The 13666-nt window shown below is 72.4% G+C and carries 20 protein-coding genes; 18 read left to right on the plus strand and 2 right to left on the minus strand.

Going from position 1 to position 13666, the window contains the following annotated elements:
* Window positions 1-2 precede the first annotated feature (2 nt).
* From ACFQE5_RS04785 to ACFQE5_RS04830, 10 genes are all read left to right on the plus strand, one after another.
* Window positions 3-890: a hypothetical protein gene (locus ACFQE5_RS04785; RefSeq protein ID WP_379583181.1), complete on the plus strand. Its 888-nt coding sequence runs from the start codon at window positions 3-5 to the stop codon at window positions 888-890.
* Between the two features lie 160 nt (window positions 891-1050).
* Window positions 1051-1323: a hypothetical protein gene (locus ACFQE5_RS04790; RefSeq protein WP_379583183.1), complete on the plus strand. Its 273-nt coding sequence runs from the start codon at window positions 1051-1053 to the stop codon at window positions 1321-1323.
* Window positions 1320-1577 carry a hypothetical protein gene (locus tag ACFQE5_RS04795; RefSeq protein ID WP_379583185.1) on the plus strand — a complete coding sequence of 86 codons (258 nt, stop codon included), beginning with the start codon at window positions 1320-1322 and terminating at the stop codon, window positions 1575-1577. Before ACFQE5_RS04790 ends, ACFQE5_RS04795 begins: the two co-directional genes overlap by 4 nt.
* Window positions 1574-1969, plus strand: a complete 396-nt coding sequence (locus ACFQE5_RS04800; protein ID WP_379583187.1) for a hypothetical protein — start codon at window positions 1574-1576, stop codon at window positions 1967-1969. The genes ACFQE5_RS04795 and ACFQE5_RS04800 overlap by 4 nt, the downstream gene beginning before the upstream one ends.
* Window positions 1966-2319: a hypothetical protein gene (locus ACFQE5_RS04805; protein WP_379583190.1), complete on the plus strand. Its 354-nt coding sequence runs from the start codon at window positions 1966-1968 to the stop codon at window positions 2317-2319. Before ACFQE5_RS04800 ends, ACFQE5_RS04805 begins: the two co-directional genes overlap by 4 nt.
* Before the next feature lie 163 nt (window positions 2320-2482).
* Entirely contained in the window at window positions 2483-3373 is an 891-nt protein-coding gene (locus ACFQE5_RS04810; protein ID WP_379583192.1) for a hypothetical protein, read from the plus strand.
* 484 nt (window positions 3374-3857) lie between these two features.
* A complete protein-coding gene (locus ACFQE5_RS04815; RefSeq protein ID WP_379583194.1) occupies window positions 3858-4037 on the plus strand; it encodes a hypothetical protein in 180 nt (59 codons plus the stop codon).
* Window positions 4034-4417: a helix-turn-helix domain-containing protein gene (locus tag ACFQE5_RS04820; protein WP_379583196.1), complete on the plus strand. Its 384-nt coding sequence runs from the start codon at window positions 4034-4036 to the stop codon at window positions 4415-4417. The genes ACFQE5_RS04815 and ACFQE5_RS04820 overlap by 4 nt, the downstream gene beginning before the upstream one ends.
* Complete coding sequence (locus ACFQE5_RS04825; protein ID WP_379583198.1) at window positions 4414-4539, plus strand: hypothetical protein; 126 nt, start codon at window positions 4414-4416, stop codon at window positions 4537-4539. Before ACFQE5_RS04820 ends, ACFQE5_RS04825 begins: the two co-directional genes overlap by 4 nt.
* 58 nt (window positions 4540-4597) lie before the next feature.
* On the plus strand, window positions 4598-4972 hold the full coding sequence (locus ACFQE5_RS04830; protein ID WP_379583200.1) for a PASTA domain-containing protein: 375 nt from the start codon (window positions 4598-4600) through the stop codon (window positions 4970-4972).
* Between the two features lie 78 nt (window positions 4973-5050).
* On the opposite strand, the gene ACFQE5_RS04835 is transcribed toward ACFQE5_RS04830, so the two are convergent.
* Together ACFQE5_RS04835 and ACFQE5_RS04840 are read right to left on the minus strand one after the other, a co-directional pair.
* Window positions 5051-5758 carry a hypothetical protein gene (locus ACFQE5_RS04835; RefSeq protein ID WP_379583202.1) on the minus strand — a complete coding sequence of 236 codons (708 nt, stop codon included), beginning with the start codon at window positions 5756-5758 and terminating at the stop codon, window positions 5051-5053.
* Entirely contained in the window at window positions 5755-5940 is a 186-nt protein-coding gene (locus ACFQE5_RS04840) for a hypothetical protein (protein ID WP_379583204.1), read from the minus strand. Before ACFQE5_RS04840 ends, ACFQE5_RS04835 begins: the two co-directional genes overlap by 4 nt.
* An 838-nt stretch (window positions 5941-6778) precedes the next feature.
* Here ACFQE5_RS04840 and ACFQE5_RS04845 point away from each other — a divergent pair.
* The 8 genes from ACFQE5_RS04845 (at window position 6779) to ACFQE5_RS04880 (ending at window position 13640) form a co-directional block, all read left to right on the plus strand.
* A complete protein-coding gene (locus tag ACFQE5_RS04845) occupies window positions 6779-7234 on the plus strand; it encodes a phage terminase small subunit P27 family (protein WP_379583206.1) in 456 nt (151 codons plus the stop codon).
* Window positions 7209-8999 (plus strand): terminase large subunit, encoded by a 1791-nt coding sequence (locus ACFQE5_RS04850; RefSeq protein WP_379583208.1) that lies wholly within the window; start codon window positions 7209-7211, stop codon window positions 8997-8999. The genes ACFQE5_RS04845 and ACFQE5_RS04850 overlap by 26 nt, the downstream gene beginning before the upstream one ends.
* A gap of 2 nt (window positions 9000-9001) precedes the next feature.
* The gene (locus ACFQE5_RS04855) at window positions 9002-9241 is read left to right on the plus strand and encodes a hypothetical protein (protein WP_379583210.1); all 240 of its coding nucleotides are present in this window, start codon (window positions 9002-9004) and stop codon (window positions 9239-9241) included.
* Window positions 9238-9495, plus strand: a complete 258-nt coding sequence (locus ACFQE5_RS04860) for a hypothetical protein (protein WP_379583212.1) — start codon at window positions 9238-9240, stop codon at window positions 9493-9495. Before ACFQE5_RS04855 ends, ACFQE5_RS04860 begins: the two co-directional genes overlap by 4 nt.
* A complete protein-coding gene (locus tag ACFQE5_RS04865) occupies window positions 9496-11466 on the plus strand; it encodes a phage portal protein (protein ID WP_379583213.1) in 1971 nt (656 codons plus the stop codon).
* A gap of 1 nt (window position 11467) precedes the next feature.
* Window positions 11468-12079 carry an HK97 family phage prohead protease gene (locus ACFQE5_RS04870; RefSeq protein ID WP_379583215.1) on the plus strand — a complete coding sequence of 204 codons (612 nt, stop codon included), beginning with the start codon at window positions 11468-11470 and terminating at the stop codon, window positions 12077-12079.
* A gap of 71 nt (window positions 12080-12150) precedes the next feature.
* A complete protein-coding gene (locus tag ACFQE5_RS04875) occupies window positions 12151-13362 on the plus strand; it encodes a phage major capsid protein (protein ID WP_379583217.1) in 1212 nt (403 codons plus the stop codon).
* Window positions 13359-13640 carry a hypothetical protein gene (locus ACFQE5_RS04880; protein WP_379583219.1) on the plus strand — a complete coding sequence of 94 codons (282 nt, stop codon included), beginning with the start codon at window positions 13359-13361 and terminating at the stop codon, window positions 13638-13640. The genes ACFQE5_RS04875 and ACFQE5_RS04880 overlap by 4 nt, the downstream gene beginning before the upstream one ends.
* The last annotated feature ends 26 nt before the right edge of the window (window positions 13641-13666 follow it).

Genomic DNA, 13666 nt, shown 5'->3' on the forward strand with positions numbered 1-13666 from the left:
CGATGACCTGGTTCAAGGTCGACGACTCGTTCTACGACCACCCCAAGATGTTCGACGCCCCGGACGCCGCGGTGGCGTTGTGGACCCGTGCCGGGTCCTGGTCAGCCCGGAACCTCCAAGACGGTTTCGTGCCCGCCGGGATGCCGCAGCGGCTCTGCGACGACCCCGAGAAGGCGATCGAGGAGTTGATCAATCGCGGGGTGTGGCGACGAACGCGCGGCGGCTACCAGTTCCACGACTGGCTCCACTACAACCCGTCCAAGGACAAGGTCCTCGCCGACCGCGCCAAGGACGCGGAGAAGAAACGCCAAGCACGCGCCGCACTGGCACAAAAACGCAGGTCCACGCGTCCCCGGGGGACTCCCCCGGGACTCCCGAAGGACTCCCGACAGGACTCCCCAGGGGAGTCCCCGTCTACCCGACCCGGGGTCCTTCCTTCGTCAGGACCCCCCGCGGGCCGGCCCGGCTCCGCCGCGGCCGGATCCGGCCCCGCGGAGCTCACCGCCGAGCAGCTGGAGACCAACCAGCGAGGCCTGCAGAAGGTCCGCGCCCAGCTCGCCCGCGCCGCCGGCCCGCCGCCGGGGGCCGCGCCCGCGGCCGGGGACGCGCCACCGCGCTGCCCCGACCACGCCGACCTGCAACCCGCCGACCCCGTGCCCCGCTGCCGTGACTGCGCCGAGCTACGCCGGGCCTGGTCCGCGCGGGCTTCCCAGCGCAACCGCGCCGAGCTACGCCGCCGGCGCGCCTGCCCCGCCTGCGACGACGACGGCTGGGCGCTCGACCCCGACGGCACCCCCAGCCCGCAGCGCTGCCCACACCCATCCCCCGACCCCGTCCCTCCCCCGACCCCAGCCCACGACCAGCACGAACACCACGAAACCAAGGTGTGATCATGACAACCACCACCGCCCCGACGGCGCCGTCACCGCCGGGGTCCTCGCCCCCACCGCCGCGGCCGGCGCCCGTGCCGCCGGCCTGCCCACCTACCTGCACCACGCCGTCACCTGCCCCTACGCCAGCCACTGGAGCCGCCGCGGGGGGGCGAGCCCGATGACCATCCCCGTCGAGATCACCATGAACCTCGACAGCGCCCCCCTGGCCGACGACCCACCCATGCCGCCGATCTTGATGCGCCGAGTGCTCGGGCTGATCGCGAACCGGGCGATGCGACTGGGCGCCCGCCCCGACGAGGTCCTCGCCTGCCTGGACCACACCGTCGAACGCGAGCTCATCCGCATCGCCGAGAACCTGGGCTGGCTGCTCACCGCCACCGACCTGACACGGGACTGGCCTGTCCCCGAACCGAGCGAAGGAACCCGATGATCACACCCATCAAGATCACCCTCGACGGGACCGGCGGCGGCACCGTCCACATCGGCGACCACGACCTCAGCGGAGCCATCCGGTCGCTCTACCTCGACGCGGAGGCCACCCAGGTCCCCCGCCTCGGCCTCGAGCTCCCCGCCGCCGAGGTCACCGTCGACGGCCAGGCGCAGATCCGGGTCACCCAGGACACCGCCGACCTGCTCATCGCGCTCGGCTGGACCCCACCAGCCACCACCGCGGAGCAGACGTGACCCGCGCCGCCGCCACAGTGCGGCTGGCGCTGCCGTGGGACCGGCCCCCTCTGTCACTCAACGACCGCATGCCCCGCCCGCAGCGCGACGCCCTGGTCGCGAAGGTCCGCCGCGACGCCGGCTGGGTCGCGAAGGCCGCCCGGCTCGGCCACCACGACCACGTCACCGTGCTACTGCGCTACCAGCCGGCCCGCCGCGGCCGCCGCGACGCCGACAACCTCGTGGCCACCCTCAAGCCGATAGCCGACGCCCTCGTCGACGCCGGGCTCGTGGACGACGACGACCCCGCCCACATGACCAAGCACATGCCCGTCATCGACGCCCCCACCCCCGGGCAACGCCGCGGCCGGCTCTGGATCGAGATCACCCCCACCCGGAAAGGACAGCCATGACCGACACCGAACTCACCGACCGCGACCTCGAACAGTTCCGGCAGCTGCTCACCCAGCCCACCCCGCCACCGACCGACCCCCCGACCGCCGACGACGACCACGGCGGCGGCGGGGACGACGAACACACCGTCGCGCTCACCATCACCCTGTGCACCCCCGACGGCGTGCACCGCAACACCAGCATCTACCTGCCCTGCCCCGTCAGCCCCAAGGACCTCACCCGCGCCCTGATGGCCTGCTCCGCCGGGCTGCTCGCGCAGATCGGCATCCACGCCCACACCCACGTCCTCAGCAGCGCCGACCTGGACACCCCCACCCCGACCGACCCCGGCCCCGCCGAGCGGGAATGAGCTGCGGCCGCTGCGGCTGCCCCCGGGCAGCACACGAGCACTACCGGCGCGGCCGCGACTGCGGCGCCTGCGGCCGCGCCACCTGCCCCGCCTACCAGCCACCCACCGGCCGGCCCGGGCCCCTCACCCGGGCCTGGGCCGCCCTCACCGGAAGCAGACCACAATGACCACCCGCCCAGACCCCGACAGCGGCCCCGGCGACGCCCCCAGCGGGTACCGGTGCCGCCGCGGCCACCGCTGCCCGCACCGCGCCCACGCCGACGGCGTCGGCCTGGTCGGTGCCGCGATCGCCCACCCCGGGCTGTGCACCCGCGACCGGCAGCTGCTGCGCCAAGCCCTCGACGAGCTGCCCGAGCTGTGGGTCGCGCTGCGCCAGCTCATCACCCCGACCACCACCGCCAGCACCGGCGGCCCCACCAGCGGGTCGAAAACCCCGCCCCTGCCGCTACGCGTCGCCCCGCTGCTGGTCGCCGACCGCATCCACACCGAACTCACCGACTGGGAAACCCTCGTGCGGGCCCGCACCAACATGCGCGCCCCCCGACCGCCGGCCGTCCCCGACACCGTCCACCCCGACGACGCCACCACCTACCGGGCCGCGTGGGACGTCGGCCGCGCCGCGCAACTCCTCGCCACCGCCACCCCGATCCTGCTCACCCTCGAACCCCGCGAACTGCTGCGCTGGGACCCCGACGGCACCCGCCGCACCCTGCGCACCCTCGACGGCGTCGACGCCGCCTGCGAGCTACTCAACCTGCACCAACTCGCCGTGCACACCGCCGGCCGCGACCGGCTCGTGCACTACCTCGTGCAACCCTGCCCCCGCTGCGAGCACCAAACCCTGCGCCGCGACAACGGCGACGACAAGGTCACCTGCGCCACCTGCGCCGCGCAGTGGCCCGAGGAGCGGTACGCCTTCTTCGCCCGCATCCTCCTCGACGACCTCGACTGGGCCGCCCGATGCGACCACTGCGACCCACGCGGCTACCTCCCCAACGGCCGGCCCTGCCCACACCCCGACCTCGCCACCGCACCGGAAGAACCCGCCGCATGAACACCGACCCCGCCCCGAATCCGGCCCTTCGCCTGCCCTTGCCTCTGCATGACGTGATCAAGGTTCGCGACTGGTCGGGATACGACGTAGACCTACACGTCGAGCTGATAGAGGGGCGTTACCGATGCCATGAACTCCGAGTGCGCAATCGTGACGGCAGCGAGGAAGTCACCGGGGAGGTACTGCGTTCGATCCCCATCGCCAGCCTGTTGAGACAAGGCGTCATGTCGATGGGGCATATGAAGGCCCTGGTCTCAGGCCGGACTCCGCCCCCCAACTTGGGCAAGTCGGGCCCGACCCCCGAGACGATCGAATGGGTCGCCTGGATCTACCGCCTGGCGTACGCCGCTGGCGACCCGCCAGGGCACGCCGTCGCCGCGGCTCTGAGTATCCCCCGCTCAACTGCTGGGCGGTGGATTCGTCGCGCACGTGAGGCCGGTCTACTCGCCGCGGCCAAGGGCTCCAGAAAGGCAGGCGGGTAGCCGTGGCGAGCATCGCGCGACACCCTGACGGCCAGTGGCGCGCCAAGCACATCGAGGCGGCCCCCAGCGGCGCGCTGCAGCTGCCCTGTGACCGCTGCTGCGAGATCACCCGGCTCGTCGCCGTAGCCGGCCAGCTGCTGTGCCCGGCCTGCCGGGAAGGGCAGGTCCACGCGCAGCAGTGATCAAGCAACGACGGTGGCCGTGGCCGGCCGACACCGAGCTGGAGCGGGCCCGCCGCGTCGCCCGCGACTACCGCGACGCACTCCGGGCCGTGCGACCCGACCTCGCCGACCACCTCGACGCCCAGTTCCAAGCGGTCGGGCAAGGCTGGGTGAACGCGGAACCGGCTGCGCTCGACCCCGACGAGCTGCTCACCGCCGAGCAGGCCGCCGAGCTCGCCCAGGTCGCCGTGCGCACCATCACCACCTGGCGGCTCGAACGCACCCCGCCCCTGCCATCGGTGCGCACCCCGGACGGAATCCGGATCCGCGTCGGGGACCTCATCGCCTGGCAGGCCGCCCGCCGCCGTCGACGCCTACACCGCACCAGGACCACCCCATGACCCGCATCCGCGCCGCGCTCGCCCGCGCATGCCGGCTCGCCGCCGACCTCACCTACGGGACGCGGCTGGCCGTCGGCGCCTGGCGCGACCACTGGAACCCCAACCGGCCGACCCGGGCGTAACGGCCCAGGCACTGTCGGCGATGACCAGACATTCCCATCACCCATTAGGAGCCGAATGATGCGGCGTGCCGCCACACTGACTCTGCTCACCGCTGTCTCCGCCGCGCTGCTCACCGCGTGCGGCGGCACCGAGCCGGAGACACCCTCCCCCGCCACGGTCACCGTGCAGGTCCCCGCCCCCGCCCAGCCGGCCGCCGCGCAGCCCGTCGCGCCGAGCACCGTGACCCTGCCCGACGTCGTCGGCCAGAACGGCGCCATCGCCAAGGAAACCCTCGAAGGGCTCGGCCTGACCAACATCCGCCTCGCCGCCGACCCCAAGTCCGGCAAATCAGCCGTGTTCCTGCCGGAGAACTGGCACGTCACCAAGCTCGAACCAAAGGCCGGCACCGAGGTCCGCACCGACCAGACCGTCGTCCTCACCATGACCAAGTAGCCGCGCGCGCCTCCAGAACGACCGGGCCCCGGCCCCTCCAGCCCGAGGGGGCCGGGGTCTGCGCCGCTCTGCCCCGCCCTACGGACTGCGCAGCGACTTGGTGTTCGGCTGCCGCGGGCCCTCTGCCGGATCGATAACGGTGTAGTTCAGCGCGGTCAGCGCCTGCACTGCCTCCTCCGGGGCGTCCCTGACCAGCGCCCGGATCTGCTTGCGCCGCCACCGTTCCCGGCCCTCTGCGAGGGCTGCCTTCGCCCCGCTGCGCAGATCGAACCGGAACTCGTAGGCGATGAAGTCGATGAAGTCCTCCAGGCACGGCCGCATCCGGCTCCCGCCCACGGTGAAATGCAACTTCGACACGAGTCCGGAATGGTCCTGGTTCGTCCTGCCCAGAAGGTGCGACACGGCCCCTCGCTCGGCGTAGACGTTCCAGTGCGCCGCCGGCACGGTGTGCGCGTTCCGCAGATAGTCCAGGCGCGCAAGAGGAGTCCGATCGGCCGCGCTGCGAAGCTCAAAGCTCGACTGCTGGACCGCGAGGTAATCCTTGGATGTGTCGTGTGTGCACCGGTACTCGACGCGCAGGCTGGCGACGTGCTCCCCGTTGCGCACCAGCGCGATCAAGCCATGCCGGTGGGCAACCCGGATCGAGTAGCGGTTCTGCGCCCCAGCAAGTACCTGTACCTGCCGATCATGTTCGTCGACATTCCACGGCTTGGGCAACACGGCGTCGAGCAGGTCCTGCAGCTCTTGCCCGAATGCCAGCGCGGCCTGGTGGACGTCGATCGTCACCCACCGTCTCCCAGGAGGAAGTCGACTTCCTCCAGCTCGATCAGCAGGTCGCGCTCGTCCGGGGTGATCGCGTGAGTGTCGGCCCGGCGGTGGAGTTCTGCAAGGTCGGGGACCTCCCTCAGGATGGCCCTTCGACGCGCCAGCAGTTCCTCTCGTGTGAGAGGGACCAGCTCAACTGTCATTTCCGCCTCCCTCCGACTAGCGAGTACCCGACTACAGCAACGACCACCGACAGTCTCCGGCACTCTCTCAATCAGCGGAAGCATCGTCACCCGAAACGTCGCCGACGCCTCACCCGGCGTTACTCCCATGATCCCTGCCATCCGATCGTCGGGTAGTTGCACCTCGCTCGGTCCCAGGCCGGTAGCACGAGGCCCGACAGCCAGTGATCCACTGTGGTAGCTTCCGTCTGGCGGAGCTGTGCCCACCTCCGGGCCGCCCCGATCACCTCCCCGGACCTTCGCCGGCCGCTCCCTGCTCGACGAGGAGGCCCCGGTGCCTCGACGTCCCCCCTCCCGCTGCCCCCGCCGGTGCGGCAGGTTCACCGCCCGTCCCGGCCGGCCGTGCGCGGTGTGCGCGCGCGCCATCGACCGCGACATCAAGGCGCGCTCGTCGTGGCGCTGGGTGTACGACGACCCGCGCTGGCCGGTGCTACGTGACCGGGTACTGACCGAGGAACCGGTGTGCCGCTGCGGCTGCGGTCAACCATCCACCGTGGTCGACCACCGCGACGATCATCGCGGTGACGAGCGGTTAGCGTTCGACCGCGCGAACCTGCAAGCGCTCGCGAAACCGTGTCACGACGCGAAGACCGCACGCACCATCCTTCACGCACCGTCACAGCGCGTTACCGCTCCCTCCGGGACCTCGACTCCCACGGGGAGGGGGGAGTCAAAGTCCCAGGTCGCGGGGGTGGCCGACCGCAGGGGGGGTGACGCGCACGAACGCGCGAGTTTCGTGCGGTTTCCTCACCGTCACCGACCGTGACCGGCCGGTCCTGAGCTGCCGGAAGGGGGCCCGATGGGTGCACGAGGGCCCCTGCCGCAGCCCACCAACGTCCGCTTCCTGCGCGGCAACCCCGGCCGCCGTGCCGGCAGCAACCCGGTCAAGACGGCCCCGGCGGCGCCGAACCCGCCCGAGCGGCTCGACCGCGAGGCACGTGCCGAGTGGCGCCGGATCGTGCCCGAGCTCGACCGGCTCGGCGTGCTCGGCAAGGTCGACCGGGCCGCTCTGGCGATGTACTGCGACGCCTGGTCGCGCTGGGTGGCGCTGGCGCGCCGGCTCGACACCGAGGGCCTGATCGTCACCGGCTACCGCGGGGTGACGGTGAAGAACCCGGCCTGGCAGCTCTACCGCGACGCCGGCGCGATGGTCGTGCAGCTCGCCCAGCAGCTGGGCGTCACCCCGGCCGCGCGGCAGCGGCTGCGGGTCACCGAACCCGAGGACCCCGATGACGGCTCGGGGATCCTGGACTGACGAGGACTGGGCCGCACAGCTCGACGCGTGGGCCGCCGAGGGACTGATCGAGCGCACCGACTGGGACCTTGAGCCGCTCATCCGCACCCCCGAGCCGACCCCGCAGCGCGGCCGACCCGGCTACGTCCCTGGCGCCTGGTTCGACGTCGCCGCCGTCGAGCACTTCCTGCGGTTCGCGCTGCTGCTGCGCCACACCAAGGCCCGCTGGGCCGGCGCGCCGATCCGGCTGTTCGACTGGCAGGTCCGCTGGGAGATCGGGCCGGCGCTGGGCTGGAAGCACCCGGACGGGCGCCGGATCATCACCACACTGATCATCTTCATCCCGCGCAAGAACGGAAAGTCGACGATCGCGTCGGTGATCTCGCTGTACCTGTGGTGCGCCGACCGCGAACCCGGCGCCGAGGTGTACGCCGGCGCCGGCGACCGCCAGCAGGCCAAGATCGTCTACAACGACGCGCTGACCATGGCGAAGAACTCGCCGGCGATCCGGAAGAAGGCCGGACGGGGGCTGCTGCGGTCGGTGATGGAGTACCCCGGCGCGGCCGGCTCGCTGAACGTGTTCCGGGCGCTGTCCGCGGACGGGGATCGGCAGCACGGCCTCAACGTGCACGGCGGCGCGATCGACGAACTGCACGTGCACAAGAGCCGGTGGCTGGTCGACGCGATCGAGACCGGCACCGGCTCCCGCGACCAACCGCTGATCGTGATCATCTCGACCGCGGACAAGGGTGAGGACGGCTCGATCTTCAACGAGAAGTACGAGCTCATCGAGAACCTGGCCGCGGGCACGGTGACCGAACCGACGATCTACGCCGTCGTGTTCGCCGCGGACCCGGACGCCGACCCGTTCGCCCCGCAGACCCAGCGGGCGGCGAACCCCGGCTACGGGCTGACCGTGTCGGCGGCGTACCTGGCGAAGGAGGCCAACCGGGCCGCGGCAACGCCGGCGTACCTGAACGAGTACCTGCGTCTGCACCTGAACATCCGCACCAAGGCGGACGTCCGGTGGATCACGATGGCCGACTGGGACGCCTCGGCGCAGCAGCGCGACACGGGGATCCCGATCCCGGTGCGCTACGACGAGCTGGTCGGGCGGGCCTGCTACGCCGGGCTGGACCTGTCCTCGACGACCGACCTGACCGCGCTGTCGCTGTGGTTCCCACCGCAGGACCCCGACGACCCCGACGAGCCGCACGTCTGGGTGCCGTTCTTCTGGCTGCCCGAGGAGTCTGTCGACAAGCTCGCCCGGAAGACGCGGATCCCGTTCGACCGGTGGGCCGGCGATCCGCGTGGCCACTGCGGGCCGCTGCTGCGGGTCACCGAGGGCAACGTCGTGGACTACCGGGCGGTGCGCGAGCTCGTCGGCCGGCTGCACGCGCAGACCCCGATCAAGGCGCTGGGCTACGACCCGTGGAACGCGATGGAGACGGCGCTGCAGCTGGCCGACGACGGGATCACCGTCGAGCCGGTGCGGCAGGGCTACGGGTCGCTGTCCGGGCCGACCAAGGCGATGGAACGGCTCATCCTCGGCCGGTTGGTCTCCCACGGCGGGCACCCGCTGCTGCGCTGGAACATCGACTGCGCCGCCGTCCGGCAGGACCCGGCGGGGAACGTCAAGCCGGTCAAGCCGGACACCCGCAAGTCCACCAAGCGGATCGACGGCTGGGTGTCGGGCCTGAACGCGCTCGCGATGCACCTGCTGCGGTCTGGCCCCGAGGCAAAGCCGGAGCCGAAGATCCGCGTCATCGACGGAAGGAGACGGTGAGCATGGCCGCTACCGCGGGCAGCGTGCAGCTGCCGATCTACGTCCGTGCCGGCAACGCCGATGAGTGCCTGGTCGCGACGCTCGACGTCGACGTGCAGCTCGGCGCGGCCGAGGACGGCTCCCAGGATCGGGCTGTCGTGCGCAACGGTGACACGGCCAGCGACCTCATCGCCGCTGCGCTCGAGGCCGTCGCCCAGCAGCTACGCGCCGAGTGGCGCGGCGACACGAGCGAGCAGCGGTGACCGTCGCGACCACACCGGCCGCGCCGCCGGCCCGGCGCACCGTCGCCACCCGGGCGCGGGCGCTGGTGGCCGCGGCCGCGCGGGGCGCGTACGAGCTGCGCGCGGACCGGTCCCGTCAGCAGCTGCTCGCCGAGTGGATCGGCCTGGGCGCATGGGTGACCGCCGGGTTCCTTGCCGGGCTGATCGTCGGGTTCATCGTGCTCGGCCTCATCTTGGTGATCGTCGGGAACATCCCGACGACCGGGGGCCGGTAGATGCCGCTCCTGCGGGCCCTGCTCGCCCCGGCCCAGCGGTCCAAGCGGATGGGCCGGCTCGACGGGCGCCGCACCGCCGCCGGGGTGACCGTCACCCCCGAGAAGGCGATGCAGGTCAACGCCGTCTACTCGTGTGTGCGGCTGCTCGCCGAGTCCGGGTCCGGGCTGCCCATCTCGGCGCTGCGCAAGACCAGCGGCGGCCGCCGGCCCGCGGACGACCACCCGCACGCCCGGCTGCTGCACGAGCCGAACCCGAACATGGACGGCGACGAGTACCGGCGGCTGGTGTTCGCGTTCCAGGCGTTGCGCGGCAACGCGTTCGGCTACATGGAGCGGCAGCAGAACGGGCGTGTGCACCGGCTGTGGCCGATCCGCCCCACCAGTGTCACCGGTGCGCGGCTGAACGATGGCAGCCTGGCCTACGACGTCGAGTTGGACGACGACGAGTACGCCCCACTGCGCGGCGTCAAGGTCGGCAACCGGGTCCGGGTCCGGCGCGAGGACATGCTGCACTACCGGGCCCTCGGCTGGGGCGACTTCGGGCTGTCCCCGATCGCGCTGGCCCGCCAGACCGTGGGCACCAGCTACGCCGCGCAGGCCTACGTCGGCGGGTTCTTCGAACGCGACGCCTCCCCCGGCGGGGTCGTGTCCGTACCCGGTGAGCTGTCCGACACGCAGTACGACCGGCTCACCGAGCAGTGGCAGGACCTGCACGAGGGGTTCGACCGCTCACACCGGCTCGCGATCCTCGAGGGCGGCGCCTCCTGGGCCAAGGTCGGGCTCGCCCCGGCCGACGCCGCGTTCCTGGAGATCCACAAGCTCGGCCGCACCGACATCGCGAGCATGTACAACATCCCCGCGTTCATGATCGGCTCCGAGGAGGCCACCACCTGGGGCACCGGGATCGAGCAGATGTCCCTCGGGTACGTGATCTACGCGCTGGCCCCGTTCCTGACCCGCTACGAGAAGGAAACCGCCCGGCTGTTCGGTCCCCGCGACGGCGGCTACTACGTGCGGATCAACACCGGTGGGCTGCTGCGCGGCGACCTGCAGTCCCGGTACGCCGCCTACGCCACCGGCCGCCAATGGGGCTGGCTGTCCGTCAACGACATCCTCGCCCGCGAGGACGAGGACCCGATCGGCCCGGACGGGGACCAGTACCTGCAGCCGCTGAACATGGTCCCCGCCGGCACCACCGCGCCGCCGGCGGCGCGCGCCAGCCACCCAGCCCCGGCGCCGGTGCCGGTGCCGGTCGGGTGGCGCCGCCAGGTCCGCGTCGGCCCGATCGCCGAGCGGTTCCCGGCGCACCTGACCGGGCACCGTGAGGCGCTGGAGGACTACTTCACCGCGCAGCGCGACGAGCTACTCGCCGCGCTCACCGCCCCCGGGGAACGATCCGTACGGGACGCCGCGGCCGCCTGGGTCGCCGCCGCCGACCGGTCCTGGGATGAGCAGCTGGCCGAGATCCTGCTGCGCCTGGCGCTCGCCCTGGCCGGGGACCTCGGCCCGACCGTCGCCGGCCCCCTCGGCGGGTCGTTCACCACCGCGCTGATGCGGCTGTTCTTCGAGGACGAGACCCGCTACGCCGCCGAAACGATCAACCGCACCACCGCGGAGAAGGTCGCGCGGCTGATGGAGGACCCCGACGTCGACCCGGTCGACGCGCTCACCGAGCTGTTCGCCGGGTTCCTGGAGTCCCGGGTGCCGCAGCTGGCCGAGGCCCGCGTGCAGAAGGTCGGCAACGTGACCGCGCTCGAGGCCGGCCGCCAGGCCGGGGCCACCACCAAGACCTGGGTCGCCGTCGGCGGGTCCCGACCGACTCACCAGGCCGCCAACGGGCAGACCGTCGGGATCGACGACGAGTTCACCGTCGGCGCCGCCCGGGGCCGCTACCCGCGCGACCACCGCCTCGGCGTCGATGAGATCGCCGGCTGCGACTGCACGATGACCCTCCAACGAGACGAGGACTGAGATGGACCCGACCCCGCTGCATGCCGCGACGAGGGAGCGGCGCGTCACCCCGCTCGCCGGCATCGAGGTCCGCGCCGCCGACGACGATTCCGGGCAGCTGAGGTTCCGCGGCCGCGCCGTCGTGTACAACCAGCTGTCCGACGACCTCGGTGGCTGGCGCGAGCGGATCATGCCCGGCGCGGCGACCCGCACCCTCGACGCCGACCCCGACGTCCGGTTCGTGATCAACCACAACCCAGACCTGCTGCTGTCCCGTACCCGCAACGGGACGCTGCGCCTCACCCAGGACGACGAGGGTGTGCTCGTCGACGCGGAGATGGCCAACGTGTCCCACGCCCGCGACCTCGCGGTCCTGCTCGAGCGCGGCGACATCACCCAGATGAGCTTCGCGTTCTGGATCACCGCGCACGGCTGGGCCGGCGACGTGCACGAGGTGTACGCGTTCGACCTTGACGGCGGCGACGTGTCCGTCGTGACCTACCCGGCGTTCCCGCAGACCTCCGCGGAACTTGCGTCCCGCGCGGCCGCGCACCTCGCCCGGCCTTCCGCCGAGCGTCCGCTCGCGCTCTACCAGCACCGGGTACGCCAGTACGTGCTGCTCGCCCAGGCCTGACCCCGGCGCATCCGGCGCCGACGACCCGGCACCCCCGGGACAACCTCACCCATCAGGAAAGGACATCTGCCATGCCCACGAGCGTGGAGCTCCGCCAGGAGCGCGCCCGGGTCGTCGAGTCCCTGCGCGCGATCACCGAGGCCGCCGAAGCCGAGAACCGGAACCTGACCGCGCAGGAGCGGGAGAGCTACGAGCGGCACGAACGCGAGTTCGGCGACCTCACCGAGCGGATCACCCGGGTGGAGGCCGAGGAGCGGCGCGCGCTGGAGATGGGCCAGCCGCTCGACCGCGGCACCGGCGGCGGGGGCACCGGCGGTGGCGGTGGCGGGGGTGACGACCGCGCGGGGGAGCGTCGGGCGGCGTTCGCCCAGTTCCTGCGCCGCGGCCGCACCGCCCTGGCCCCCGAGCAGCGGGCGCTGGTGGAGAACAGCGACGGGGAGATCCTCGTCCCCGAGGAGCTCGAGGCCGAGATCATCCGCTCCCTGCCCGCGCTGACGATCTTCCGGGCGATCTGCTCGGTCCGCACGATCGGGTCCAACCGGGTGCGCCGACGCTCGCTGGGCGAGGTGTCCGTCGGCTGGGGCAAGCTCGAAACCAACGCGCAGACCCTCACCGACTCGATGCCCGGCACCCCGACCGAGGAGTACACCTACGTCGAAGACCTCTACGGGCTGGCCAAGATCGGTGAGGACGAACTCGACGACTCCGACGTCAACCTCGAGGCCCACGTGCGGGACAGCTTCGCCCGCGCGCTCGGCGAAACCGAGGACACCGCGTTCGCGATCGGCACCGGACACGCCGCCCACCAGCCGGTCGGGATGATGACCACCGCCGGTGGGGTCGCCACCGTCACCGCCGCCGGCGCGACCGCGGTGACCGTCGACGACTTCATCAAGCTCATCTACGCGGTCCCCGCGCAGTACCGGCGCAACGGACGGTTCGTCATGGCCTCGGCCACCGAGCTGCAGATCGCGCTGCTGCGCGAGGACGGCGCCACCGGCGCCTACCTGTGGCAGCCGTCGGTGCAGGCCGGCCGGCCGAACACGTTCAAGGGGTACGCCATCGACAACCAGGAGGACCTGGCCGCGGTCGCCACCGCCGCCCGCGTGGCGGTCTTCGGGGACTTCAACGCCGGCTACCGGATCTACGACCGGCTCGGCATGGCCGTGAAGGTCCTCGACCAGCTCTACGCCGAGGACGGCATGGTCGGCTGGAAGGTGCGCAAGCGGGTCGGTGGTGACGTGATCCGCCCCGACGCGCTGCGCATCCTTGTCATGGCGTGACCATGGCCAGGGTCACCAACATCGGGATCACCGTGATCGCCGACGGCGCCGGCACCCGGCTGCCCGCCGGGGCCAGCGGTGACGTCGCCCCGGAGACCGCGGCCGCCTGGGTGGCCGCCGGGCACGCCGTCTACACCGACGACACCCCGGCCCCCGCGGAGCCAGACAAGGGCCGGCGGCGGGACAGCAGCCGCCGCGCCCCCCGCACCGGCGCCGCCGCCCCGACCGGCGGCGCCGGTGCCTCCCGCCGGGGCCGGCACGCCGCCCCCGACGCGTGAACCGCGCCGCCGCGTGCGCGCTCGCC

The sequence above is a fragment of the Pseudonocardia hispaniensis genome (genome assembly GCF_042658695.1).
GTDB lineage: Bacteria > Actinomycetota > Actinomycetes > Mycobacteriales > Pseudonocardiaceae > Pseudonocardia > Pseudonocardia hispaniensis.